The sequence below is a fragment of the Kribbella flavida DSM 17836 genome (assembly GCF_000024345.1).
In the GTDB taxonomy this organism is placed as follows: Bacteria; Actinomycetota; Actinomycetes; order Propionibacteriales; family Kribbellaceae; genus Kribbella; species Kribbella flavida.
The window spans coordinates 6,056,713-6,079,910 of the sequence record NC_013729.1 but is presented as its reverse complement, the minus strand read 5'-3'; the positions used below and the strand labels follow the sequence as shown (position 1 = coordinate 6,079,910).

Genomic DNA, 23,198 nt, shown 5'->3' with positions numbered 1-23,198 from the left:
GGGCGCAGACTGGTCAGGTGACCGCCACTGCCGATGCTCCTGCCCGCTCACCCCGCACGCTCGCCGCGCTCAACCCGATCGAGCAGCTCCGGGCCGGCCGCCTGCCGCGCCGCCTGGTCCAGCTGTACGTCGGGCTGGTCCTGTACGGCGCCTCGATGGGCCTGATGATCGAGAGCCACCTCGGCCTGGACCCGTGGGACGTGCTGCACTCGGGCATCACCGTGCACCTGCCGCTCAGCTTCGGCACGGTGGTGATCGCGATGAGCTTCGTCGTGCTGCTGCTCTGGATCCCGCTGCGTCAGTGGCCGGGGCTCGGCACGATCAGCAACGCGATCGTGATCGGCCTGGTGACCGACCTGTCGCTGGCGGTCCTGCCGACGCCGGACACGCTGTGGGTGCGGATCCTCTTCCTCACCGTCGGTGGGATCGTGCTGAACGCCCTGGCCGGTGCGCTCTACATCGGGGCCCAGTTCGGCCCGGGGCCGCGGGACGGGATGATGACCGGCCTGGTCCGGCGTACCGGGCTGAGCGTGCGCCTGGTCCGGACCAGCATCGAGGTGACGGTACTGGCTGTCGGCTGGCTGCTCGGCGGCGTGGTCGGACTGGGGACCGTCGCGTACGCCCTCGCGATCGGTCCCCTCGTCCACGTCCTGCTGCCGATCTTTACCGTGCAGCTGGCGGAGCGGCCGGCTCCAGTTCCCGGTCCTGCTGCACCGGGGTCTGCAGCTTGAGCTTGCGCGGCCACCACGCCTTGGTGCCCAGCAGCGCGATCACGCTGGGCACCAGGAAGATCGACATCACGAACGCCGAGATCGCGATCCCGACTGCCACCGAGAAGCCCATCTCGGTGAGCAGCGCCATGCCGGCCAGCATCAGTGACGAGAACGTGCCGGCCAGGATCAGCCCGGCCGCCGCCACCGACGGCCCGCCGTGCTCGATCGCCAGGTCCGCCGCGGTGCGTGGATCGGTGCCCTGCTCGGCCTCCTCCCGCAGCCGGGCGATCATCAGGATGTTGTAGTCGGTGCCGATGGCAACGACGAACAGGTAGAGCATGATCGGCAGCGAGAACGAGACCCCGGCGTGCCCGGCCGCGCCCTGGAACACCAGCACCGTCGCGCCGGTGGTGCTGAAGAAGCTGAGCACCACCGCGATCATCAGCAGCAGCGGCGCCAGCAGACTGCGCAGCAGCAGCGCCAGGATGATCGCGATCAGGCCGCCGGCGACCGGGAAGATCACCGACAGGTCGCGGCTGTTCGCGTCCCGGATGTCGGTGTAGCTGGCGGTCACGCCACCGAGCAGCGCGGTGGTCCCGGCCGGGGCGTCGGCGTGCGCGGTGTCCCGCAGTTTGCCGTCGACCAGGTCGAGCGACGCCGCCGAGTACGGCGCGTCGGCCAGTACGACGTTGATCTGCGCGACGGTCTTGTCCGGGTTGAGCAGCACGGGGGATCCGTCCGCCGAGGCCGGGAGGACCGCTCCGACGCCCTCCACCTTCGCCAGCTTCCCGGCGTACTGGGTGAGCTCGGTGGGGTCGAGCGGGCTGCCGTCGGTGCTCTTCACGTAGACGGTGGTCGGGTTCAGCGCTCCGGCGGGGAAGCCGGCCTGCAGGTCCTTGATGGCCCGGCTGGACTCGGTGTCCGAGGGCAGCTGGCTGAACGCGTCGTAGTCGATCTTCATGCCCAGCGTGCCGAGGGCGAGGGCGACCATCAGGCCGCCGGAGATCGCGGCGACCAGTGCCGGGCGGCGCGCGGTGAACCGGCCGAACCGGCCGAACATCGCGCCCTTCGGCGCGTGCTGCCACGACTTGCTCGGCCAGAACACCTTCGGGCCGAGCAGCGAGACGACCGCCGGGACCAGCGTGATCGCGGCGAACGCCATCACCGCGACGGCGATCGCCAGGCCCGGGCCGAGGCTCTTGAAGGCGCCGAAGACCGCGAGCAGAAGCGCGCTGAACGAGACCACGATCGCGCCGGCGGCGGAGACGATCACCTCGGCGACCCGGCCGGTCGCGGTGACCAGCGCCTGCTTCGGGTCCTCGCCGGCCCGCAGGCGTTCGCGGTACCGGAACAGCAGGAACAGGATGTAGTCGGTGCCGACGCCGTACAGCACCACGGTCAGGATGGTCTGCAGGTCTTGGGTCACCTGCAGGTCGAACGCCTTGGCGGCGAGCGCGATCAGGCCGGGCGCGATCGCGCTGACCAGGCCGACGGTGAGGATCGGCAGCAGGGCCGCGACCGGGCTGCGGTAGATGAACAGCAGCAGGCCGATGATCAGCACGATGGTCGCGACACCGACCACGACGAACGCGTTCTCGAAGGCGTCCTGGTTGTCCAGGAACAGCGCCGCGTCCCCGGTCACGCCGTACTCGAGGCCGCTGCCGGACAGCGCCGGGCCGGTCAGGTCGCGGACCTTCTGAACCGCGTCCAGCACGGCCTGCTCCTCGGCGAGGCCCTTCAGGCCGACGCTGACCAGCTGGACCTGCTTGTTCGGCGAGAGGGCTTGCGGACCGGAGACCGCGCCGGTGACCCGCTCGATCCTCGCCTCGGTGATGCTCTTCGCCAGCGCGGTGACCTTGCCCTGGTCGGCGGCGCTCAGCTGCGCGCCGTCGGCTCGTTTGACGACGATGCTGGCGGTCGCGTCGCTGGTCTGGCCGAACGCGTCGGCGGCCAGCTTCTGCGCCTGCACCGATTCGTAGGAGTCGGGCAGGAAGCTGGCCTGGTCCTTGCTGGTGACGTCGGCGATCGTCGGCGCGAAGGCGACCACGGCGATCGCCGCGATCACCCAGGCGGCGATCACCTTCCACGGGTTGTGGACGACGAAGCGTCCGAGTCGAGTGAACACGGGAAATCCTCCTGAACATGCTGTCTACCTGCCGGTCGGTAGATAGGCTACCTGCCGGACGGTAGGCAAGAACAATGAGAAACTGGGCCGCATGCAGCAGGAGACGAAGTCCCGGGACACGAAGGGCGACATCCACCGGGCTGCGCTCGAGCTGTTCAGCAGTCAGGGGTACGAGAAGACGAGCCTGCGGGAGATCGCCGAGCAGGTCGGCATCACCAAGGCGTCGCTGTACTACCACTACTCGTCGAAGCAGGACCTGCTGAAGGCGATCATCGGCACGTTCTTCGACGACCTGTACGCGATGTTCCAGCGGGTCGACACGGTGCCGTGGTCACCGGAGGCGGAGCGCGAGCTGCTCGCCGCGTATCTGGACGTGGTGATCACCCACCGCGCCACCGGGCCGACCGTGCTGCGTGACATCGCGGCCGTGCTGGCCGCCTTCGGGGACGATCTGGGGGAGCTGATCGAGCGCAGCCGCCGCTTCCAGCTCTGGCTGGCCGGCCCGGATCCCAGCCCTCGCGACCGGGTGATCGCCACGGCGGCCGTCGAGGTCGTCGGTGCCGTCTTTTCCGCGGGCCTGGAACCGGCCCAGCTCAGCGACGCCGAGTTCCACCAGACCCTGCTCGAAGCCGCCACCGCCGTTCTCACCGGCCGCCGCAACGTCCCGAGCTGACCGCGCCGACCGGTCCCGGGCGTGCGCCGGTCCCGGCAGCGCCGGACCCGGGCGTGCGCTGGACCCGGGCGTGCGCTGGACCCGGGCGTGCGCTGGACCCGGGCGTGCGCTGGACCCGGGCGTGCGCCGGACCCGGGCGTGCGCCGGACCCGGGCGTGCGCCGGACCTGGCAGGGCCGGCTCCCGGAGTACGACGAAGCGCCGGCGAGGTGTGCTCGCCGGCGCTTCGTCAGATGTGTGCTGGGCTCAGCGGCCCTGGTCCTTGCCCTTGCTCTGGTCCTTGCCCTGGCCGGGCTGCTTGCGGTGGCGGCCGGTGCCGGGCTCGGCGCCGGACTCCGACTGCTTGCCGGCCTGGGTGTCCGGCTTCGACATCGTCGAGGCGGACGGGCTGGCGGTGATGAAGCGGCTCATCTCCTGGCTGGCGGCGACGTTCCGGGCCACGCCGGCCTCCTGGCCCTGCGCGTTCTGGTCGGGGCCGTTCACCTGCGCGGCGCCGTACTCCTTCTGGATGAACGCCGCGAGCTCGGCCGCCTTCGCCGGGCGCTCGCTCTCCGGGGAGCTGAACAGTTCGGCGGACTTCTGCGCGAGCAGGATGTCGCGCTTCTCGAGCTTCTGGTCCGGCGAGGTGAGCGTCGGGTCCATCCGGCGCGCGGCCAGACCCGCGAGGGCGGCGCTCGCCTTGGCGGCCCCGCGGCTGACCTGCGCGTTGAACCAGCGACCGGCCTTGCCCGCCGCCTCCTGACCCGCCGCGACCGCCTGACGGCCCGCGTTGGCCGCCGCGGCTCCAGCCTGCCGGCCGGCATCCGCCACGGCAGCTCCAGCCTGGCGACCCGCATCCGCCACCGCCGCACCCGCCTGTCGGCCGGCGTCGGCCACGGCAGCTCCCGCCTGACGACCGACGTCGGCCGTGGCGCGACCCGCGGCGGCGGCGACGCGACCGATCGCCTGCGCACCGCCGACGACCGAGTTGGCCGCCCAGGTGGCGGCGTTCACGGCACCTCCGCGAGCGCGGTCGACGGCTTCGCGGGTCTGCTGGCTCATCGCCCCGGCCCGCTCGGACGAGCTCTGCCGGACGCTGGTCGCCCGCTCCCGCGCGCCGGCGCGCAGGTTGCGAGCCGTACCGGCCAGGCGCTGGGCGAACTCGCTCAGCCGGGACATCGTGTTCCGGATGACGCGGATGCCACGGGCCACGCCGTTGATCACCGGGCCGACCGCAGCGGCGGCGCGGATCACCCGGCCCAGGGCCTGCTGCTCCCGCGGGCCCAGCTCGGACAGCACGCGCGCGGCGCCGGCCGCGTCGCCCGGCGTCCAGGAGAAGCCCTGGCCTTCGTTCGGTGTGCTCATCGGATCTCCTAGTCGATGTAGACCGCGTAGTTGACGCCCACCGCCGGAGTCAGCGGGTCCTTGGTCGGCTTGTTGCTGAACAGGTGGAACTCGGCCCCCACACGCAGCCAGACGGCCAGGTGCCGCCGGTCCGCGCCGGCACCCGGGGCCCACTCGTCGAGGAACTCCGGCTTGCTCTCGTCCCCGACGTAGTCCGGCTCGCCCCAGTGCTTGGTGGCCAGCGCCAGGTGCTCGGGCCAGTGCGCGTCGAGCCCGGCCTCGGCCTCGGCGATGTCGTCCGGCCCGATCTGGTACGCCGACCAGCCGGAGTTGCGGCAGTCGGAGAACGCGAGCCCGTCGAACACCACCATCGTCGTACCCCGCTGGGTGGTGAATCCCCAGGACGCGGAACCCTCGTCGATGGTCTCGCCCGGCTCCAGCGGCCACGGCTGCCAGCCGGTCGCGGCCATCACCCGGTTGACCAGCGCGACCACGACGGCCGGTCCGGTGGCGTCGCTGTCCGGGCCGGCCACGGCGGTCCAGTCCCGCACCTCGGCGAGATCGGCCATCGCCCGGTCGTCCTCGTCCAGCGGCCTGTCCTGCGTCTTCATCCGCGCCGTTCCTTCCGTCCACCTGCCGCGGCAGTACGACGGCAAATCTAGGTCCGCCCAGGGTCAGCACCACCCGCTCGTCCCCAGCCCCACTCCCACCTACACCCCTCGGGGGGATATCCCGCCACCTTGTGGGTCTTCCCCCGGCATTCGGCCTGGTGGACCCACAACTTGGCGGGTTCTCCCTGGGAATGGGGCGGGCCGGCGGGTTGTCCCCGGGGATGGGCTGGGCCGGCGGGTTCTCCCCGGGGGATGGGCCGGCGTTCTCCCCGGGAACGGGCCGGGGCAGCGGGTTCTGCCTGGATCTGGCGGGTTCTGCCTGGATCTGGACCAGGTGCCGGGGCGGGTAGGACCAGGACGTAGGCTGGTTCGGTGGAGATTGGACAGCAGTACGGCTTCGAGACGCTCGCGATTCATGCCGGCAACGAGCCCGACCCGACCACCGGAGCGGTGGTGCCGCCGATCTATGCGACGAGCACCTACAAGCAGGACGGCGTCGGCGGGCTGCGCAACGGCTACGAGTACTCCCGGTCGGCGAACCCGACCCGGACCGCGCTGGAGGAGTGTCTGGCCGCGATCGAGGGCGGCAAGCGTGGTTTCGCGTTCGCCAGCGGCCTCGCCGCCGAGGACACGCTGATCCGCTCGCTGTGCGTGCCCGGCGACCACGTGGTGTTCCCCGACGACGCGTACGGCGGCACGTTCCGGCTGTTCTCCAAGGTGCTCGGTGCCTGGGGCGTCGAGATGTCCCCGGCCGCGGTCACCCACCCGGAGGCGATCCGGGCCGCGATCCGCCCGGGCAAGACCAAGGTGGTCTGGCTGGAGACGCCGACCAACCCGCTGCTGAACGTCGCCGACATCGCGATCGTCGCGCAGATCGCGCACGACGCCGGGGCGCTGCTGGTGGTCGACAACACCTTCGCCTCGCCGTACCTGCAGCAGCCGCTGGAGCTCGGTGCCGACGTGGTGGTGCACTCGACCACGAAGTACATGGGTGGTCACTCCGACGTGGTCGGCGGTGCGCTGATCGTGCGCGACGCCGAGCTGGCCGACAAGATCGCCTTCCACCAGAACGCGATCGGCGCGGTCGCCGGGCCGTTCGACTCCTGGCTGGTGCTGCGCGGGATCAAGACGCTCGGGGTCCGGATGGACCGGCACAGCGACAACGCGGAGAAGGTCGTGGAGTTCCTGCAGCGGCACTCGGCGGTCACCTCGGTGCTGTACCCGGGCGTCGAGGGCCACCCCGGCCACGACACCGCCGCCAAGCAGATGAAGCGGTTCGGCGGCATCGTGTCGTTCCGGGTCACCGGTGGCGAGCAGCACGCGCTGGACATCTGCAACAAGGCCGAGGTCTTCACGCTGGGCGAGTCGCTCGGTGGCGTCGAGTCGCTGATCGAGCACCCGGGCAAGATGACGCACGCCTCGGTCGCCGGTACGCCGCTGGAGGTGCCGGCCGACCTGATCCGGCTCAGCGTCGGGATCGAGACGATCGACGACCTGCTGCACGACCTCGACCGCGCCCTGGCCTGAGCCGACAGCCCGCGCGACGGTACGGCGTACCGGGCAACGCTGGTTCGCCTCGGTCGGCGACGGGCGGACCGGCCCTTCGATGGGTTCACCCGCGAAACGCAGGGTTGGCCCACCAGAATTTGGTGGGCCAACCATGCACCTGACGGGTTAACCCATCGGAGGCGAAGGGGCGAGCGGGGCGGCGGAGGCGGGGGAAGGTGGTTGGGTGAGTGGGTTGGTGGTGGCGGTCGACTTCGGGTCGACCTTCACGAAGGCTGTCGCGGTGGACGCCGGGTCGGGTGACCTGGTGGCCCGGGCCGAGCACCGGACGACGATCGGCACCGACGTCATGGACGGCTGGCACACTTGCCGCCGGCAACTGCTGGCCGTGGACCGGAGGGTCGAGCGGGCCGAGGTGATGGCCTGTTCCAGTGCGGGTGGTGGGCTGCGGATCGCGGTCGTCGGCAACGAGGAGCTGGTCACCGCCGAGGCGGGCCGCCGGGTCGCGCTGTCCAGCGGTGGACGCGTGGTTGCCGTGGTCAGCGGTGGGTTGACGGCGACCTCGCTGAAGGCGCTGCGGGCGGACAGACCCGACGTGGTGCTGCTGCTCGGCGGCACCGACGGGGGCAACGCGGCTGTACTGACCCGGACCGCCGAGGTGCTCGCGAAGTACCGGTGGCGCAAGCCCGTGGTTGCTGCGGGCAACGTCGACGCGCGGGACGAGGTGGCCGGACTGCTGGCCGGTGGCGGCGTTCCCGCGGTGCTCGCGGACAACGTGGTGCCGGAGATCGGGCTGTTCGCGCCGGACTCGGCCCGGGCGGCGATCCGGGAGATGTTCCTGGCGCACGTGATCGGCGGAAAGAACCTGTCCCGGGATCCGGCCTTCGCCGCGATGGTGCGGGCCGCGACGCCGGACGTCGTCCTGCGGGGCGTCGAGGTGCTGGCGGGCCTGCACGGCGACGTCGCGGTGGTGGACATCGGCGGCGCGACCACGGACGTGCACTCGGTGATCGAGCTCGACCCGGAGGACGCGAACCTCGGCCGCGAGGTCGTCGCCACCCACCCCGTCACCCGGACCGTCGAAGGCGATCTCGGTATGCGCTGGAGCGCCGTCCCGGTGGTCGCCGCGGGCGTCGAGGCCGGCCTGGTCGCAGCGGACGCCGAACTGGCGGAAGCGGCTCGGCGGCGGCACGACGATCCGGCGTACCTGCCGGACTCCGCGGCCGAGGCGGCGTACGACGAGACGCTGGCCCGGGTGGCGGCGACGGTGGCGTTGCGGCGGCACGCGGGGCGGCAGCGGGTGGTGTTCGGGCCGGGCGGCCGGGTGATCGAGCGGTCCGGCAAGGACCTGCGCGAGGTGGACCTGCTGGTCGGGTCCGGGGGAGTGCTGCGGCACAACGGCCCGGAGGTCGCCGAGCGGATCCTCGGCGCGGTCGCCGTGGGCGCGCGGGAGGAGGGCTGGCTGGTCCCGGCCGAGGCCCGGGTCTGCGTCGACCGGGACTACGTTCTGGCCGCTGTCGGCCTGCTGGCCGAGACCGATCCGGTCGCGGCCGAAGGACTCGCGCATCGGGTTGGCACCGACAGACATGGATCGGTCCGCGCAGGGCACTAGGGTCCTGTGAGCGGGACAGCGGAGGTGCCATGAGCGACCCGGGCAAGCCGGCAGGACGGAACGACCGGGCCGACGTGCCCGGGGCGAGGCGGGACGACGTGGCGGACGTGTCCGGCGACGGCCGGGGTGAGATGACCGGTGCGCGGCGGTCCGACCTGGTCGGCGGGGACGGGGCAGGCTGGGACGACCGGGTCGACGTGCCCGACGTCGGGCGGGACGAGCCGAGTCCGGTGGCCGACAACGAGGTGGGGGAGGGGACCAGCGCCACGGTGCCTTCCGGGAGCGACCCCGCGGCAGAGCATCACATGGTGGCCTCCAGCCGGGGACGGATCGACACCGGCGTGACTCCCGGCATGCAGATCGCGAGCGCCTGGGCCTGGCGGTTCCTCGTGATCACGGCCGCGGTGCTGGTGCTCGCCTACGCCCTGCGGTACCTGTCCGAAGTCGTCGTGCCGGTGACGATCGGCGTCCTGCTGACCGCCCTGCTCGTGCCGGTGACCAACGGCCTGCAGAAGATCCGCGTCCCCCGTGGTCCGGCGGCCGGTGGGACCGTGCTGCTCACGCTGGTCGTGGTCGCCGGGCTGCTGACGCTGGTCGGTGCCCAGATCGCGACCCAGTTCGAGAACCTGTCGACCCAGGTCGGCGAGGGTGTGCGCGAGCTGCGCGACATGGCCCGGATCAATCTGAACGTCAGCGACGCCGACATCACCGACGCGCTGAACCGGCTCCGCGACACGGTGATGTCCGGCGGTGCGATCGGCCAGCGGGCGGCCGAGGTCGGCACCACCGCGACGCACGTCGTCGCCGGCCTGTTCATCTCGCTGTTCTGCCTCTTCTTCTTCCTGTACCAGGGCGAGCAGATCTGGGCCTGGCTGGTCCGGCTGTTCCCCCGGCAGGCGCGCGAGAAGGCGGACTCGTCCGGTCGCAAGGCGTGGGTCTCGCTGACCGCGTTTGTCCGGGCCACCATCATCGTCGCCGCGGTGGACGCGATCGGGATCGCGCTCGGCGCCGCGATCCTGGGCCTGCCGCTGGTCAGCGCGATCGGCATCCTGGTCTTCGTCGGTGCGTTCGTCCCGGTGGTCGGCGCGCTGGTCAGCGGCTGCGTCGCGGTCCTGGTCGCGCTGGTCGCCAAGGGGCCGATCGTCGCGGTGATCATGCTCGCGGTGGTGATCGGCGTGCAGCAGCTGGAGGCCCATGTGCTGCAGCCGTTCCTGCTCGGCCGGGCGGTCAGCGTGCACCCGCTCGCGGTGATCCTGGCGATCGCGACCGGCGTGGTGATCGCGGGCATCGTCGGCGCGCTGGTTGCGGTGCCGACGGCGGCGGTCATCAACACCATCGTCAACCACCTGGCCGGCAACGACGTCGACCCCGAACCCCCGAGACCCCTGCCCAGACGCCCCCTGCCCCGCCGCCGGAATCCGTCGACCGGCGTCGTCGAGTAGGGCGTTTCTGCCCAGCCCGAAGCCGGCCGCGGTGCTCACCCGAGCATCGCGCACCGGCGACCGGGGCGTCAGCGTCCGCGGTCGGAGTCGCGGCCTCGCTCGTACGGCGTCTGGTTGCGCGTCGCCTCGCCGGCACCGCCGGCGGCCAGACCCTGCCCGGGTTTCCCCCGCCCGGTCTGCAGCAGGCGCAGCGCGTTGTCCAGGTCCGGGTTCGCCGCGCGCGTTCGCATCTCCTGCGCCCAGCCGGCCATGTCCTGCTTGAGCGACACTGTCTCCTCAGCGCCAGCCCTTACTCGGCGTACCGCGCGTCCGGGATGCCGGAGGCGGCGGAGAACTGCTCCGCGAACATCCCCCGGTCCATCGACGAGGCCTTCCGGCGAGTGTGAAGCCCTGGTTCCTGATCGTGGACAGGGCGATCCGGGCCGCGCTCTCGTGGTCCGGGTCCATCACTGCCAGACGCCGCCGGATCCGATCGCGGCCAGCTCGGGGAACCGGTCAGCCGGTCGACCGCCTCGGCGAAGCGCTGCGGATCGAGCACGTCGGTGAACAGATCGATGTCGTCGGAGTCACGCTGCCCGAAGCCGTGTGCGCGCAACGCGTAGCCGCCGGCGAGAGCAAAGCCGTCATCGGCGAGAGCGCGCACCCCGGCGATCGCCATCCGGCGCTGGAGCGGATCCATGCGGACAGTTTGCCTCCGGCGAGCCGAGGTCGACGTACGGCGGCCTCAGGCGGGCGGCTGGAAAGGCAACCCCAGGCGGTCGTCGGTGAGGGTGTTCATCGCTGCGACGAGTTTGCGTTCTTCGTAGTTGAAGTGGGTTTCCAGCAGAGCCGAGAGGGTGTCGAGTTCCCGGAGGCGCTCGGCGGGGGCGAGTTCGTCGAGCTTTTCCAGGCGGCGCAGCGCGTCCTCGATGATCACGTGGTCGCCCGCGAGTTCCTCGAGCACGGGCCGCAGTTCGGGGTAGTGCTCGGCGAGGGCGACGAAGGCGCCGTTGTCTTCACCGGTGTGGTGGGCGGTGAGCGCGCGGCAGAACGCCAGGCAGTGGACGCGGAGCTCGGCGCCGGAGCTCGAACCGGTCTCGCGCAGTTCGTCCAACTGGTCGCGGACGCTGAGGTGGAACTCGATCAGTTGATTGCCGAAGGCTTCCAGGCGTGACATCGCCGCCAGCCTAACCGGCGACGGCACCAGTCGCCCTCGGAGGAGTCCGAGGGCGGCTGCCGGTGGGTGATCAGTGCATCGAGGCGGCCGCGGAGGCCTCCACGCCCGGCTCGTCGCCGTCCTTGGGGGTCTCGTCGGTGCGGCCGGCCAGGCGCTGTTCCGGGGTGATGATCGCGAGCACCAGCGCGATCACCAGGAACGGCAGGGAGACCAGGAACACGTCGCCCATCGCCTCGACCAGGCCGAGCAGCGCCCAGCCCTTCATCGGCTCCTTCAGCGCGTGCAGCGCGTCGACGCTGTTGGCGGCCTTGGCCAGCATGCCGACCATGTTCTGCGCGGACTGCGGCACGATGTCGCCCAGGTGCTCGGTCAGCCGGCTGGTCAGCACCGCGCCGTACACGGCGGTACCGATCGCGCCGCCCATCGAGCGGAAGAACGTCATCGTGGAGGTCGCGGTGCCCATGTGCTTGCGCGGCACGCTGTTCTGCGCGGCGGTGACGGTGATCTGCATCGACAGGCCCAGCCCGCTGCCCATCACGAACATGTAAACCGCCAGCTGCCAGTACGGCGTACTCATGCTCAGCGTGGACAGCATCACCATCGCGCCGCCGACCAGGACCGCGGAGATGATCGGGTAGATCTTGTAGCGGCCGGTCCGGCTCATCAGCTGGCCGCTCGGGATCGAGGCGCAGAAGATGCCGAAGATCATCGGCAGCAGCGCCAGCCCGGAGCGGGTCGGCGACATGTCCTTGACCGCCTGCAGGTAGAGCGGCAGGAAGATCAGCGCGCCGAACATCGCGAAGCCGAGCAGGAAGGTGTACCCGGCGTAGCCGGCGAAGATCCTGCCCTTGAACAGGTCCATCGGGATGATCGGCTCGGCCACCCGCAGCTCGACCAGCACGAAGACCACCGAGAGCACGACCGCGGCGACGAGCAGGCCGACCGTGATGCCGGCGCCCCAGCCGTTCTCCGGGCCGCTCCAGGACACGGCCAGCAGCAGCGAGGTCACGGCGGCGGTGACGATGGCGGCGCCGAGGTAGTCGATCTTGTGGCTGCGCCGGACGTGCGGCAGCTTGAGCACCGCGGCGACGACAGCGAGCGCGACCGCGCCGATCGGCAGGTTGATCCAGAAGATCCAGCGCCAGCCGGGACCGTCGGTGAGCAGTCCGCCGAGCAACGGCCCGGCCACCGAGGACAGGCCGAAGACGGCACCGAAGTACCCCATGTACTTGCCGCGCTCGCGCGGCGGGATCACGTCGCCGATGGTGGCGAACGCCAGCGACAGCAGTCCGCCGGCGCCCAGGCCCTGGACGGCGCGGAAGCCGATCAGTTCCTCGATGTTCTGCGCCAGCGCGGACAGCACCGAGCCGGCCAGGAAGGTCAGGATCGCCGCGATGAACAGCGGGCGGCGGCCGTACAGGTCGGAGATCTTGCCCCACAGCGGGGTGGAGGCGGTCGACGTCAGCAGGTAGGCGGTGACCACCCAGGACAGCTTGTCCAGGCTGTTGAACTCGCTGACGATCTGCGGCAGCGCGGTGCCGACGATGCTCTGGTCGAGGGCGGCCAGGAACATGCCGGCCATCAGACCGCCCAGCACGACCATGATCTGCTTGTGCGACAGGTAGCTGGGGGCGTCCGGCTCGGCGACGGCTCCGCCTGGAGCGGCGGGCTCGGGGGTGCTCATCTGGTGCTCTCCACGTTCTCTTCGGTGTGCAGTCGCGCGGCTTCGGCCCAGCCCTTGTCGGCCCAGGCCCGGTCGCTGGAGGCCTTCGTGTCGCCGCGCGCGTCGGCGATGCTGGTGACGCCGTCGGCGAACCGGGTCATCAGCTGCTCGAAGGTCTTGATGTCGTGCTCGGACCAGCCCTCCATCGCCTGGGAGAGCAGCGCCATCCGGCGCTTGGCGTTGTTCTCCCACTCGGTGGTGCCCTGGTCGGTCAGCTCGACCCGGAAGGCGCGGCCGTCGTCGGGGTCCACCGAGCGGCGGATCAGCCCGGCCTGCTCCAGGCCGCGGACGTGCCGGCTCGCGGTGGAGGCGTCGATCTCCATCTTGTTCGCCAGGTCGGACAGCCGCAGCGCGCCGTTGCACCGCAGGACGAACAGCACCAGGTGGGCGCTGTGGTCCATCGTGTCCCCGGGCTGCTTGGCCTTCAGTCGCCGGCCGATCCGGGTGAACGCGTGCAGGACGCCCTCGACCGGGGTCGCGGGGGTGTACGCGTCATTTACATGCATGGCGCAAGCATATGCATGCTTGCGTGATACACGCAAATGAGTTTCTGGCGATGCCGTGCCCGTGGCAACTGATTGACCAGTCGTAGTCTGGCGGTCACGCCACGCGTCAGGAAGAGGTCGGGGATGCAGAGGATCGCGGTCGTCACCGGTGGAGGTTCCGGGCTCGGGCGGGAGATGGCGCTCGCGCTGGCGGGGTCCGGGTTCCAGGTCACCGTCACCGGCCGGACCGAGAGCAAGCTGCTGGAGACGGCCGCGGCCGCCGGTGAGGTCGGGCCGGTCGGACCCGCAGGGGTGGGCTCGGTGCGCACCGCGGTTCTCGACGTCAGCGACGGCCTGGCCGTCCAGGCCTTCTTCGCCAATCTCGAGCGGATCGACGTACTGGTCAACAACGCCGGCACCGGGATGCCGGCCGCGCCGGTCGAGCAGGTCGCGGAGGCCGACTGGCGGGCGGTGGTCGACACCAACCTGACCGGGTCGTTCCTGTGTGCTCAGGCGGCGTTCGCGCTGATGCTGCGGCAGGACCCGAAGGGCGGCCGGATCATCAACAACGGCTCGCTGTCGGCGCACGTGCCGCGGCCGCACGCGATCGCGTACACCGCGAGCAAGCACGCCGTCACCGGGCTGACCAAGGGCCTGGAGCTGGAGGGCCGCCCGCACGGCATCACCGCCGGACAGATCGACATCGGCAACGCCGCGACGGCGATGACCGAGCGGATGGAGCAGGGCGCGTTGCAGCCCGACGGCTCGACCGCCGTCGAGCCCACCTTCGACCCGAAGATCGTCGCCGACTTCGTCGCCCGGGTCGCGCTGCTGCCGACCTCGGTCGCCGTGCCGAACCTCACCGTGATGGCGGCCGGCATGCCGTACGCCGGCCGCGGCTGAACCGCGCGTTCCGGGGCCCGCCTCCGGTCCCCTCGACTGTGAGCGGGACAGCTCGGCCGGGCGAACCCCTGGCTCAGCGAGCGCGCAGGTTGTGGCGGCGGGCCAGCACGGTCAGCCGGTGGCGGATGGCGACGGCGGTGTCGTTCAGCATGTCGTTGGCCTGGTGGTAGAGGTGCCGGATCCGGGCCTGGCGGCGCGCGGTGTCGGGACGGATGGTCGTCTCCGCGATCTCCTCGGCGATGCCGGGCAGTCCGGCGTACACCCGGGCCAGTGCGAGCAGCTTCTGGTCGGTGGCCGCCAGAGCGGTCAGGTCCTGCCCGGTCGCGGCGTAGTGCTCCGCGAGGAACGGCGCCAGCACCGTGGGAGCAGGGGGGCGCTGTCCGGGCATGTGGCAACCTCCTCGGCCGGGTCGGGAGACGTCGAGGTACCCAGGCCCCCGCCCTGTATTCGCGCCCCGATCCCGCCCCCGGTTCCGCGCTGCGACCCCGCCGTGGTCCACGCCCTGTAATCACGGAGTGATCACGGTCGCGCGCCGGTGCATTGCCGCCCTCACCGTGGGTACCTGGGGCGCCCGGACGCTGCACCGCGTCCGGTTCGCTGAAAGGAAGAGGACGATGGCGAACACTGCACAGCGCAGCGGCATGACTGCGACCGACGTACAGAAGGCCGCGGTGGCGGTCTCCGCGGTGTTCCTGTTGGTCGGTGTGCTGGGCTTCATCCCCGGCATCACCACCAACTACGACACGATGTCGTTCGCCGGCCACCACTCCGAGGCACTGCTGCTCGGACTGTTCCAGGTCTCGATCCTGCACAACATCGTGCACCTGCTGTTCGGGGTGCTCGGCCTGGCCCTGGCCCGGACGTTCGACGGCGCGAAGAACTACCTGATCGGTGGCGGCATCGTGTACCTGGTGCTGTGGATCTACGGCCTGGTGATCGACAAGGACAGCTCGGCGAACTTCGTTCCGGTCAACAACGCCGACAACTGGCTGCACCTGTTGCTCGGCCTCGGCATGATCGCGCTCGGCGTCGCGCTCGGCCGCCGGCGGACCACCGCCACGACGGCCCGCTGACGCGGTCCGGCCCACAGGTACGGCATCAACAAGAAGCAGACTGTCGGCCCGTGCGTCTAGGGTCGGGGACGTGAGCGAGCAGCGGGAGTCCCTGGTCCAGGCGCGCGGGCTGACCAAGTCCTACGGCGACTTCGAGGCGGTCCGGGGCATCGACCTGGACGTCTACCAGGGCGAGGCGTTCGGCTTCCTCGGACCGAACGGCGCCGGCAAGTCGTCGACGATGCGCATGGTGGGAGCGGTCTCGCCGATCAGTGGCGGCTCACTGCGCATCCTCGGGATGGACCCGGCGACCGAGGGCCCGGCGATCCGCGCCCGGCTCGGCGTCTGCCCCCAGGACGACACGCTCGACACCGAGCTGTCCGTCCAGGAGAACCTCACCGTCTACGGCCGGTACTTCGGGCTCAGCCGGGCCGAGTGCCGGCAACGGGCCGAGGAGCTGCTGGAGTTCGTCGCGCTGACCGACAAGGCGAAGGTCAAGGTCGACGAGCTGTCCGGCGGCATGAAGCGGCGGCTGACGATCGCCCGCTCGCTGGTCAGCAAACCCGACCTGCTGCTGCTCGACGAGCCGACCACCGGGCTCGACCCGCAGGCCCGTCACCTGCTGTGGGACAAGCTCTTCCGGCTCAAGCAGGCCGGTGTCACGCTGATCATCACCACCCACTACATGGACGAGGCCGAGCAGCTGTGCGACCGGCTGGTGGTGATGGACGGCGGCCGGATCGCCGCCGAGGGGTCGCCGTACGAGCTGATCCGGGACTACTCGACGCGTGAGGTGACCGAGCTGCGGTTCGGGCCGGAGGTGATGTCGGCCGACCACGACGCGCTGGCCGGCAAGGTCGAGGACCTGGCCCAGCGGATCGAGGTGCTGCCCGACCGGCTGCTGCTCTACACCGACGACGGCGAGAGCACGGTCGCGGCCGTGCACGACCGTGGGCTGCAGCCGGCCGCGGTGCTGGTCCGGCGGTCCACTCTCGAGGACGTCTTCCTGCGGCTCACCGGCCGGACGCTGGTGGACTGATGAGTGTCGTGCTCGAGAACGGCCGCCGCCAGGTCGACTACTGGGCGACGGTCTACAAGCGGACCTGGAAGGGCAGCCTGGTCAGCAGCTTCCTGCTGCCGCTGCTCTACCTGGCCGCGATGGGCATCGGCCTCGGCTCGTTCGTCGACGGCAACGGCAGCGGCGCGCTGGGTGGGATCAGCTACCTGCAGTTCATCGCGCCCGGCCTGCTCGCCTCGACCGCGCTGCAGATCGCGGTCGGCGAGTCGACGTACCCGGTGCTGGGCGGGATCAAGTGGCAGAAGTTCTACTTCTCGATGATCGCCACCCCGCTGCGGCCGGCCGACGTGATGTACGGGCAGCTGGCCTTCGTCGCGTTCCGGGTGCTGACCACCTGCGTGGTGTTCCTGCTGGTGATCGCGGTCTTCGGCGGGCTGGCGACGCCGTGGGGGCTGCTCGGCCTGCCGGTCGCGCTGCTGGTCGGGATGGCCGCCGCGGCGCCGGTCTGCGCGGTCGCCACCCGGCTGGACAACGACTCCGGCTTCGCGATGATCTTCCGGTTCGGGGTGATTCCGGCGTTCCTGTTCTCCGGCGCGTTCTTCCCGGTCTCCCAGCTGCCGAACTGGATCGAGTGGCTGGCCTACCTGAGCCCGCTGTGGCACGGCGTCGAGCTGTCCCGCGACCTGAGCCTGAACACCGTCGACCCGCTCACCGCGCTCGGCAACCTGGCTTATCTCGCCGCGTGGTTCGGCGTCGGCACCTGGTTCGCGGTCCGCGGCCTGACCCGGAGGTTGATCAGCTGATGGCCACTCTCGCCACCCGGGTGCTCCCGGTCCCGGTCCGGTTCGGCAACGGCCGGCACCTGGTCGAGCGCAACTTCCTGGTCTACCGGCGGTCCTGGGTCGTGTTCGTGTCCGGCTTCTTCGAGCCGGTCTTCTACCTGCTGTCCATCGGCATCGGCGTCGCCCAGCTGGTCGGCGACTTCACCCTCGCCGACGGCACCGTGATCGGGTACGCCGCGTTCGTGGCGCCGGCGATGCTGGCCAGCTCGGCGATGAACGGCGCGGTCTTCGACGCGACGTACAACATCTTCTTCCGGATGAAGTACGCCAAGCTGTACGACGCGATGCTGGCCACGCCGTTGCGGCCCTGGGACGTCGCGACCGGCGAGGTGACCTGGGCGTTGCTGCGCGGTGCCTGCTACTCGGCCATGTTCATCGTGGTGATGCTCGGGATGGGCCTGGTGGAGTCCTGGTGGGCGCTGCTCGCGCTGCCCGGCGCGGTGCTGATCGGGTTCGCGTTCGCCGGCGCCGGGATGGCACTGACCACGTTCATGCGCAGCTGGCAGGACTTCGAGTTCGTGCAGCTGACGACGATGCCGATGTTCCTGTTCTCGGCGACGTTCTACCCGGTCGAGACCTATCCCGGCGCGATCCGCTGGCTGGTCGAGATCACCCCGCTCTACCAGGGCGTCGCCCTCGAACGCGCTCTGACCACCGGCACCGTCAGCTGGACCCTGCTGATCAACGCCCTCTACCTCGCCGCGATGGGCACAGCCGGCATGTACGTCGCCTCCCGCCGCCTCGGCAAGCTCCTGCTCAAGTAGCAGCGCCGCGTCACCACTCCAGGTGCTGGTTGCCGAGGCGGTCGGCGTACCAGGTGCGAAGGGCGGTGACGGTGGCGGGCGGGAGGGGCTCGGCGACCGCGGCGATGCTGGTTTTCAGGTGGTCGAGCGAGCGGGTGCCGGGGATGACGGTGCAGACGCCTTCGTTGGCGAGCAGGAACCGCAGCGCGGCGTCGACGAGGCTCAGGCCGGCGGGCAGCAGCTCGCGCAGCTCCTCGACCAGGCCGGCGCGCAGGGCGACGTCCTCGGCGGACCACCGGGACCGTACGTCGTCGAACCGGCTGCTCGCGTCGTACCGGCCGGAGAGCCAGCCGGACTCGAGCGGCACCTTGACGATGACGCCGGCGCCGTGCGTTCCGGCCTCCGCGACGGCCGGCCAGGTCTCCTGGTAGAGCGCGGACATCCGGACCTCGAGGGCCTGGGAACTGGTCGTGGTCAGCACGGTGCGGACGTCCTGGCCGTGGTCGACCGATGCGCCGAACGCGCGGATGCGCCCCTTCACCCGGAGCGTCTCGAGCGCGGCGTAGTGCTCGGGGCTGTCCAGCACCTCGGGCGGCGGGCTGTGCAGCACCACGAGGTCGAGGTGGTCGACGCCCATCCGCACCGCGCTGCCCTCGACCGACGCCGCGATCGCGTCCACCGACCAGTCGGTGCGGCCGTCGTGGGTGGGACCGACCTTCGTGCAGAGCACGACCTGGTCGCGCGGCACGCTCTTCAGCGCCCGGCCGAGGGTGAGCTCGCTCTGGCCGTCGGCGTACGCGGGGGCGGTGTCGATGAAGTTCACGCCGGCGTCGAGCGCGGCGTGCACGATCCGCACCGCCTCGTCCGGCGTGGGGCCGGTCGGCCAGCTCGTCGACCGGCCGAGCTGCCAGGCGCCCAGGCCGATCGTGCTGACGTCGATGCCGGTGGAGCCGAAGGGGCGGGTCCGCAGTGTCATGACGGTCACGCTAGCCGGTAAATGAAGCCGTGGCCGGGGGCTACGGCCTTAGTGTGATGGGGTGAGCATCAGTGCGGCGGAGATCGCCCGGGCAGCCGACCTCCTGCACGACGTCGTAGCGCCCACGCCACTGGAGTACTCGCGGTGGCTCAGCGAGCTGGTCGGCGGTGACGTCTTCCTCAAGTGCGAGAACCTGCAGCGGACCGGGTCGTTCAAGCTGCGCGGGGCGTACGTGCGGATGGCGCGGCTGACCAAGAAGGAGCGGGCCCGCGGCGTGGTCGCGGCCAGCGCCGGCAACCACGCGCAGGGTGTCGCGCTGGCGGCCCAGCTGCTCGGGATCAAGGCCACCGTGTTCATGCCGCACGGCGCGCCGATCCCGAAGGAGAAGGCCACCCGGGCGTACGGCGCGCAGATCCGGTTCGTCGGCACGTCGATCGACGAGTGCCTGGCCTCGGCGCGGGAGTTCGAGGCGGAGACCGGGGCGATCCTGATCCACCCGTTCGACCATCCCGACATCGTGGCCGGGCAGGCGACCACCGGGCTGGAGATCGTCGAGCAGTGCCCGCAGGTGCGGACCGTGGTGGTGCCGACCGGAGGCGGCGGACTGGTCGCCGGGATCGCGTCGGCGATGCAGCGCGACGGGATGCCGATCTCCGTCGTCGGGGTGCAGGCGGCCGGCGCCGCGGCGTACCCGGCCTCGCTGGCGGCGGGGGCCCCGGTGGCGCTGGCGACGATGAGCACGATGGCCGACGGGATCGCGGTCGGGCTGCCCGGCCAGGTGCCGTTCGCGGCGATCCAGGCGCACGTCGGCGAGATCCTGACCGTCGGCGAGGACTCGTTGTCCAAGGCCCTGTTGCTGGTGCTCGAACGCGCCAAGCTGGTGGTCGAGCCGGCCGGTGCCGCCGCGGTCGCCGCCGTGCTGGACGACCCGTTGCGGTTCAAGCCGCCGGTCGTGGTGGTGCTGTCCGGGGGCAACATCGACCCGGTCCTGCTGATGCGGGTGCTGCGCCACGGCATGGCCGCCGCCGGCCGCTACCTGTCGCTGCGGGTCCGCATCCCCGACACACCCGGCGGCCTGGCCAGCTTGCTCACCCGCCTCGCCGAGGTGGAGGCCAACATCATCGAGGTGCTGCACGAACGGATCTCCGAGACGCTGAACCTGGACGAGGTCGAGGTGGCGCTGCAACTGGAGACCCGGGGTGAGGAGCACCGGATGCGGGTATTGACCAGTCTGACCAGCCACGGATACACCTACACGCTGAACTGAGGAGCTCGCTGTGAAGATCGTTGCCGCCCTGGGGGCAGCCGCGCTGGTGCTGACCACCGCTTGTGCGCCGGGGTCCGAGAACCCGGGTGGTCAGGCCGGCGCACCGAGTTCGGTCAAGACCGACGCGGCCGCGCTCGGAGACGTCTCGCTGACGGTCTGGGACCAGGAGGTCCGGGGCGGTCAGGCCGCGCAGATGGCCCAGCTGGTCAAGGACTTCGAGGCGAAGTACCCCAACATCAAGGTGAAGCGGGTGTCGCGGTCCTTCGACGACCTGAAGACCACGCTGCGGCTCGCGCTGTCCGGCAACGACGCCCCGGACGTCGTGCAGGCGAACAACGGCCGCTCCGACATGGGCGAGTTCGTCAAGGCCGGTCAGCTGGTCCCGCTGGACGAGTGGGCCAAGGCGTACGACTGGGGCAGCCGCTACCCGGGCACGGTGCTGCAGTACTCGCGCTACTCCGCCGACGGCAAGACCTTTGGCGAGGGCAACCTGTACGGCCTGCCGCAGGTCGGTGAGGTGGTCGGCCTCTACTACAACAAGGAGAAGCTGACCAAGCTCGGCCTGCAGCCGCCGACCACCTGGGCCGAGTTCGAGGACGCGCTGGCCAAGGCCAAGGCCGCCGGCGAGACCCCGATGCAGCTCGGCAACCTGGACAAGTGGCCGGCCATTCACGTCTTCGGCACGGTCCAGGGCAAGGTCACGCCGGCCGACCAGATCACCACGCTCGCCTTCGGCCGGCCCGGTGCCTCCTGGAAGACGCCGGAGAACACCAAGGCCGCCGAGACGCTGGTCTCCTGGGTGGACAAGGGCTACTTCAACTCCGGCTTCAACGGCCAGGGCTACGACCCGGCCTGGCAGGACTTCGGCAAGGGCAACGGCGTCTTCCTGATCGCCGGGACCTGGCTGCAGGCCGACCTGGCCAAGGCGCTCGGCGACAAGGTCGGCTTCCTGCTGCCGCCGGGTCAGGCCGCCGACGCCAAGCCCGTCGTCACCGGCGGCACCGGGTTGCCGTTCGCGATGACGAACAAGGCGAAGAACAAGGACGCGGCCGCGGCGTACATCAACTTCATCACCAGCCCGGACGCGATGAAGGTGCTGACCTCGACCGGCAACCTGCCGATCGCCGACACCACCCAGCAGCAGCCGCCGGCCGGGCTGGCCAAGGACGTGTTCACCGCGTTCGGTACGGCGGTCAGCCAGGAGGGCCTGGTCCCGTACCTCGACTACGCGACGCCGACCATGTACGACACGCTCGGCGCCGCGCTGCAGGACCTGATGGCGAAGAAGGCGACACCGCAGCAGTTCGTCGACAAGCTGGAGGCCGACTACAGCAAGTTCGCGGCCAAGTGAGCTCACCGCCCGGCGAACCTCGCAAGATCGGCTACCTCTACCTGCTGCCCGCGCTGGTCGTCTACGGACTCTTCCTGCTCTACCCGCTGGGTCGTGCCGTCCACCTCTCGCTGTTCGAGTGGGACGGGATCTCGCTGGGCCGGTTCGTCGGCCTGAGCAACTACGCGGACGTGGTCGCCGACGCCGGGTTGCGGGCCGCCTTCGGCCACGCCCTGGTGCTGATCGTCTTCTACTCGGTCCTGCCGGTGCTGATCGGCCTGGCGATCGCCTCGGTGCTGCAGCGGGCGCGGGTCCGCGGGCTCGGGTTCTTCCGGACGGTCGTGTTCCTGCCGCAGGTGGTCGCGATGGTGGTGGTGGCCGTTGCCTGGCGCCACATCTACGCACCCGACGGCCCACTGAACGACGTCCTGCGGGCGGTCGGCCTCGACGGGGTCGCGCGCGGCTGGCTCGGGGACTACACGTTCGCGCTGCCGGCGGTCGGGGTGATCGGCACCTGGTTCGAGACCGGGCTGGTCACCGTGCTGCTGCTGGCCGGGATGGCCCGGATCCCGCGGGAGCGGTACGAGGCCGCCCGGCTCGACGGTGCCGGCCCGGTGGCCGAGTTCTTCGCGGTGGTGCTGCCGGCCGTGCGCGGTGAGATCGCGGTCGCGGTGACGTTGACGGTGATCGCCGCGCTGCGCACGTTCGACCTGGTCTACGTGACCACCAGCGGGGGACCGGGCAACTCGACCAGCGTCCCGTCGTACGAGGTGTACCACCGGGCGTTCGAGCTCGGCCAGGTCGGCTCCGCGGCGGCGATCGGGGTCTGCCTGACCGTGTTGATCTTCGTGATCACGCTCGGCGTCAACCGGATCGCGGATCGGAGGACGGCATGAGGGCGTCGGCGGCCGAGCGGTTCGGCAACTACCTGCTGCTGACGGTCTTCGGCCTGTTCGCGCTGGCGCCGATCGTGGCGATCCTGGTCGCGGCGCTCGGGCCGGACGACGGCGGCAGCGGGTCGAGCGGCTTCGGCAACTTCGGCAAGGCCTGGGAGATCGGGCACTTCGGCACCTACCTGCGGATGAGCCTGCTGGTGTCGGTGAGCGTCGTGCTGGTGAGCGTGCTGTTCTCGATCCTGAGCGGCTACGCGTTCGGCACGATGCGGTTCCGCGGCGCCGGGGTGCTGTTCTACCTGTTCCTGCTCGGCATCATGATGCCGACCGAGGCGATCGTCGTACCGCTGTACTTCGACCTGCGCACGGTCGGCCTGACCGACACGTTCTGGGCGGTCGCGCTGCCGCAGGTCGCCCAGTCGGTTGCCTTCGGCACGTTCTGGATGCGGGCCTACTTCCGGTCGTCGAGCCGTTCACTGGTCGAGGCGGCCCGGCTGGACGGCGCCGGCCACTGGCGGACCTTGTGGCAGGTGCTGGTCCCGCCGGCCCGGCCCGCGCTGGTGACGCTGGTCGTGCTCGTCTTCATGTGGACCTGGAACGAGTTCCTGATCCCGCTGGTGATGGTGACCAGTGAGTCGTTGCGGACCGCGCCGCTCGGCCTGGCGTTCTTCTCCGGCCAGTACACCTCGGGCTTCACGCTGCTCGCCGCCGGCGCAGTGATCGTCGGTACGCCGGTGGTGCTGGTCTACGCGTTCCTGCAGCGGCACTTCATCGCCGGCATGCTGGAAGGCTCCGTCCGCGAGTGA

General features: G+C 70.9%; 24 protein-coding genes. 14 read left to right on the top strand and 10 right to left on the bottom strand.

The window, feature by feature from the left end:
• Positions 1-17 precede the first annotated feature (17 nt).
• The gene (yczE, locus tag KFLA_RS28010) at positions 18-731 is read left to right on the top strand and encodes a membrane protein YczE (protein WP_012923207.1); all 714 of its coding nucleotides are present in this window, start codon (positions 18-20) and stop codon (positions 729-731) included.
• Here the strand turns inward: yczE and KFLA_RS28005 are convergent.
• Positions 664-2,838, bottom strand: coding sequence for an MMPL family transporter (locus KFLA_RS28005; RefSeq protein WP_012923206.1), 2,175 nt, complete (start codon positions 2,836-2,838; stop codon positions 664-666). The genes yczE and KFLA_RS28005 overlap by 68 nt on opposite strands.
• Before the next feature lie 91 nt (positions 2,839-2,929).
• Between KFLA_RS28005 and KFLA_RS28000 the strand changes: the two genes are divergently transcribed.
• On the top strand, positions 2,930-3,511 hold the full coding sequence (locus KFLA_RS28000; RefSeq protein ID WP_012923205.1) for a TetR/AcrR family transcriptional regulator: 582 nt from the start codon (positions 2,930-2,932) through the stop codon (positions 3,509-3,511).
• 245 nt (positions 3,512-3,756) lie between these two features.
• Here KFLA_RS28000 and KFLA_RS38000 read toward each other — a convergent pair whose 3' ends face one another.
• Both KFLA_RS38000 and KFLA_RS27990 read right to left on the bottom strand, forming a co-directional pair.
• A complete protein-coding gene (locus KFLA_RS38000; protein WP_012923204.1) occupies positions 3,757-4,854 on the bottom strand; it encodes a hypothetical protein in 1,098 nt (365 codons plus the stop codon).
• 8 nt (positions 4,855-4,862) lie between these two features.
• On the bottom strand, positions 4,863-5,444 hold the full coding sequence (locus KFLA_RS27990) for a hypothetical protein (protein WP_012923203.1): 582 nt from the start codon (positions 5,442-5,444) through the stop codon (positions 4,863-4,865).
• Between the two features lie 372 nt (positions 5,445-5,816).
• On the opposite strand from KFLA_RS27990, the gene KFLA_RS27985 reads away from it, so the two are divergent.
• The 3 genes from KFLA_RS27985 to KFLA_RS27975 all read left to right on the top strand — a co-directional run bounded on the left by KFLA_RS27985 (position 5,817) and on the right by KFLA_RS27975 (position 10,004).
• Positions 5,817-6,971, top strand: coding sequence for a cystathionine gamma-synthase (locus tag KFLA_RS27985; RefSeq protein ID WP_012923202.1), 1,155 nt, complete (start codon positions 5,817-5,819; stop codon positions 6,969-6,971).
• A gap of 205 nt (positions 6,972-7,176) precedes the next feature.
• Positions 7,177-8,562, top strand: a complete 1,386-nt coding sequence (locus tag KFLA_RS27980) for a glutamate mutase L (RefSeq protein WP_012923201.1) — start codon at positions 7,177-7,179, stop codon at positions 8,560-8,562.
• A gap of 29 nt (positions 8,563-8,591) precedes the next feature.
• Positions 8,592-10,004 carry an AI-2E family transporter gene (locus KFLA_RS27975; RefSeq protein WP_012923200.1) on the top strand — a complete coding sequence of 471 codons (1,413 nt, stop codon included), beginning with the start codon at positions 8,592-8,594 and terminating at the stop codon, positions 10,002-10,004.
• A 68-nt stretch (positions 10,005-10,072) separates the two neighbouring features.
• Here the strand turns inward: KFLA_RS27975 and KFLA_RS27970 are convergent, their stop codons facing one another.
• From KFLA_RS27970 to KFLA_RS27950, 5 genes are all read right to left on the bottom strand, one after another.
• The gene (locus KFLA_RS27970) at positions 10,073-10,273 is read right to left on the bottom strand and encodes a hypothetical protein (RefSeq protein ID WP_012923199.1); all 201 of its coding nucleotides are present in this window, start codon (positions 10,271-10,273) and stop codon (positions 10,073-10,075) included.
• A gap of 20 nt (positions 10,274-10,293) precedes the next feature.
• Positions 10,294-10,683: a nucleotidyl transferase AbiEii/AbiGii toxin family protein gene (locus KFLA_RS27965; RefSeq protein WP_012923198.1), complete on the bottom strand. Its 390-nt coding sequence runs from the start codon at positions 10,681-10,683 to the stop codon at positions 10,294-10,296.
• Between the two features lie 45 nt (positions 10,684-10,728).
• Positions 10,729-11,160 (bottom strand): hemerythrin domain-containing protein, encoded by a 432-nt coding sequence (locus KFLA_RS27960; protein WP_012923197.1) that lies wholly within the window; start codon positions 11,158-11,160, stop codon positions 10,729-10,731.
• A 70-nt stretch (positions 11,161-11,230) separates the two neighbouring features.
• On the bottom strand, positions 11,231-12,844 hold the full coding sequence (locus KFLA_RS27955) for an MDR family MFS transporter (protein WP_012923196.1): 1,614 nt from the start codon (positions 12,842-12,844) through the stop codon (positions 11,231-11,233).
• A complete protein-coding gene (locus tag KFLA_RS27950; protein WP_012923195.1) occupies positions 12,841-13,389 on the bottom strand; it encodes a MarR family winged helix-turn-helix transcriptional regulator in 549 nt (182 codons plus the stop codon). Before KFLA_RS27950 ends, KFLA_RS27955 begins: the two co-directional genes overlap by 4 nt.
• Before the next feature lie 123 nt (positions 13,390-13,512).
• On the opposite strand from KFLA_RS27950, the gene KFLA_RS27945 reads away from it, so the two are divergent.
• Complete coding sequence (locus tag KFLA_RS27945) at positions 13,513-14,271, top strand: SDR family oxidoreductase (protein ID WP_012923194.1); 759 nt, start codon at positions 13,513-13,515, stop codon at positions 14,269-14,271.
• A gap of 73 nt (positions 14,272-14,344) precedes the next feature.
• Here the strand turns inward: KFLA_RS27945 and KFLA_RS27940 are convergent, their stop codons facing one another.
• Positions 14,345-14,659: a hypothetical protein gene (locus KFLA_RS27940; protein WP_012923193.1), complete on the bottom strand. Its 315-nt coding sequence runs from the start codon at positions 14,657-14,659 to the stop codon at positions 14,345-14,347.
• 226 nt (positions 14,660-14,885) lie between these two features.
• Between KFLA_RS27940 and KFLA_RS27935 the strand changes: the two genes are divergently transcribed.
• From KFLA_RS27935 to KFLA_RS27920, 4 genes are all read left to right on the top strand, one after another.
• Positions 14,886-15,344, top strand: coding sequence for a DUF4383 domain-containing protein (locus KFLA_RS27935; protein WP_012923192.1), 459 nt, complete (start codon positions 14,886-14,888; stop codon positions 15,342-15,344).
• A 70-nt stretch (positions 15,345-15,414) separates the two neighbouring features.
• Positions 15,415-16,362: an ABC transporter ATP-binding protein gene (locus KFLA_RS27930; protein ID WP_012923191.1), complete on the top strand. Its 948-nt coding sequence runs from the start codon at positions 15,415-15,417 to the stop codon at positions 16,360-16,362.
• Entirely contained in the window at positions 16,362-17,144 is a 783-nt protein-coding gene (locus KFLA_RS27925) for an ABC transporter permease (RefSeq protein WP_012923190.1), read from the top strand. The genes KFLA_RS27930 and KFLA_RS27925 overlap by 1 nt, the downstream gene beginning before the upstream one ends.
• Positions 17,144-17,947, top strand: coding sequence for an ABC transporter permease (locus tag KFLA_RS27920; RefSeq protein WP_012923189.1), 804 nt, complete (start codon positions 17,144-17,146; stop codon positions 17,945-17,947). Before KFLA_RS27925 ends, KFLA_RS27920 begins: the two co-directional genes overlap by 1 nt.
• A gap of 10 nt (positions 17,948-17,957) precedes the next feature.
• On the opposite strand, the gene KFLA_RS27915 is transcribed toward KFLA_RS27920, so the two are convergent.
• Positions 17,958-18,902, bottom strand: coding sequence for an aldo/keto reductase (locus KFLA_RS27915; protein WP_012923188.1), 945 nt, complete (start codon positions 18,900-18,902; stop codon positions 17,958-17,960).
• A 61-nt stretch (positions 18,903-18,963) separates the two neighbouring features.
• Here KFLA_RS27915 and ilvA point away from each other — a divergent pair, with 61 nt between their 5' ends.
• Genes ilvA through KFLA_RS27895 form a run of 4 tightly spaced genes read left to right on the top strand, consistent with a single transcriptional unit; the run spans position 18,964 to position 23,198 of the window.
• On the top strand, positions 18,964-20,169 hold the full coding sequence (gene ilvA, locus KFLA_RS27910) for a threonine ammonia-lyase (RefSeq protein WP_012923187.1): 1,206 nt from the start codon (positions 18,964-18,966) through the stop codon (positions 20,167-20,169).
• A gap of 10 nt (positions 20,170-20,179) precedes the next feature.
• Positions 20,180-21,520, top strand: a complete 1,341-nt coding sequence (locus KFLA_RS27905) for an extracellular solute-binding protein (RefSeq protein ID WP_012923186.1) — start codon at positions 20,180-20,182, stop codon at positions 21,518-21,520.
• Entirely contained in the window at positions 21,517-22,395 is an 879-nt protein-coding gene (locus KFLA_RS27900; protein ID WP_012923185.1) for a carbohydrate ABC transporter permease, read from the top strand. The genes KFLA_RS27905 and KFLA_RS27900 overlap by 4 nt, the downstream gene beginning before the upstream one ends.
• Positions 22,392-23,198, top strand: a complete 807-nt coding sequence (locus KFLA_RS27895) for a carbohydrate ABC transporter permease (RefSeq protein ID WP_012923184.1) — start codon at positions 22,392-22,394, stop codon at positions 23,196-23,198. Before KFLA_RS27900 ends, KFLA_RS27895 begins: the two co-directional genes overlap by 4 nt.

What these genes read in the sequence shown, in the direction of transcription:
- KFLA_RS28000 (WP_012923205.1), top strand. Translation starts at nt 2,930, where the DNA reads ATGCAGCAGGAGACGAAGTCCCGGGACACGAAGGGCGACATCCACCGG.
- KFLA_RS38000 (WP_012923204.1), bottom strand. Translation starts at nt 4,854, where the DNA reads ATGAGCACACCGAACGAAGGCCAGGGCTTCTCCTGGACGCCGGGCGAC.
- KFLA_RS27990 (WP_012923203.1), bottom strand. Translation starts at nt 5,444, where the DNA reads ATGAAGACGCAGGACAGGCCGCTGGACGAGGACGACCGGGCGATGGCC.
- KFLA_RS27975 (WP_012923200.1), top strand. Translation starts at nt 8,592, where the DNA reads ATGAGCGACCCGGGCAAGCCGGCAGGACGGAACGACCGGGCCGACGTG.
- KFLA_RS27965 (WP_012923198.1), bottom strand. Translation starts at nt 10,683, where the DNA reads ATGGATCCGCTCCAGCGCCGGATGGCGATCGCCGGGGTGCGCGCTCTC.
- KFLA_RS27960 (WP_012923197.1), bottom strand. Translation starts at nt 11,160, where the DNA reads ATGTCACGCCTGGAAGCCTTCGGCAATCAACTGATCGAGTTCCACCTC.
- KFLA_RS27955 (WP_012923196.1), bottom strand. Translation starts at nt 12,844, where the DNA reads ATGAGCACCCCCGAGCCCGCCGCTCCAGGCGGAGCCGTCGCCGAGCCG.
- KFLA_RS27950 (WP_012923195.1), bottom strand. Translation starts at nt 13,389, where the DNA reads ATGCATGTAAATGACGCGTACACCCCCGCGACCCCGGTCGAGGGCGTC.
- KFLA_RS27945 (WP_012923194.1), top strand. Translation starts at nt 13,513, where the DNA reads ATGCAGAGGATCGCGGTCGTCACCGGTGGAGGTTCCGGGCTCGGGCGG.
- KFLA_RS27940 (WP_012923193.1), bottom strand. Translation starts at nt 14,659, where the DNA reads ATGCCCGGACAGCGCCCCCCTGCTCCCACGGTGCTGGCGCCGTTCCTC.
- KFLA_RS27935 (WP_012923192.1), top strand. Translation starts at nt 14,886, where the DNA reads ATGGCGAACACTGCACAGCGCAGCGGCATGACTGCGACCGACGTACAG.
- KFLA_RS27925 (WP_012923190.1), top strand. Translation starts at nt 16,362, where the DNA reads ATGAGTGTCGTGCTCGAGAACGGCCGCCGCCAGGTCGACTACTGGGCG.
- KFLA_RS27920 (WP_012923189.1), top strand. Translation starts at nt 17,144, where the DNA reads ATGGCCACTCTCGCCACCCGGGTGCTCCCGGTCCCGGTCCGGTTCGGC.
- KFLA_RS27915 (WP_012923188.1), bottom strand. Translation starts at nt 18,902, where the DNA reads ATGACACTGCGGACCCGCCCCTTCGGCTCCACCGGCATCGACGTCAGC.
- KFLA_RS27895 (WP_012923184.1), top strand. Translation starts at nt 22,392, where the DNA reads ATGAGGGCGTCGGCGGCCGAGCGGTTCGGCAACTACCTGCTGCTGACG.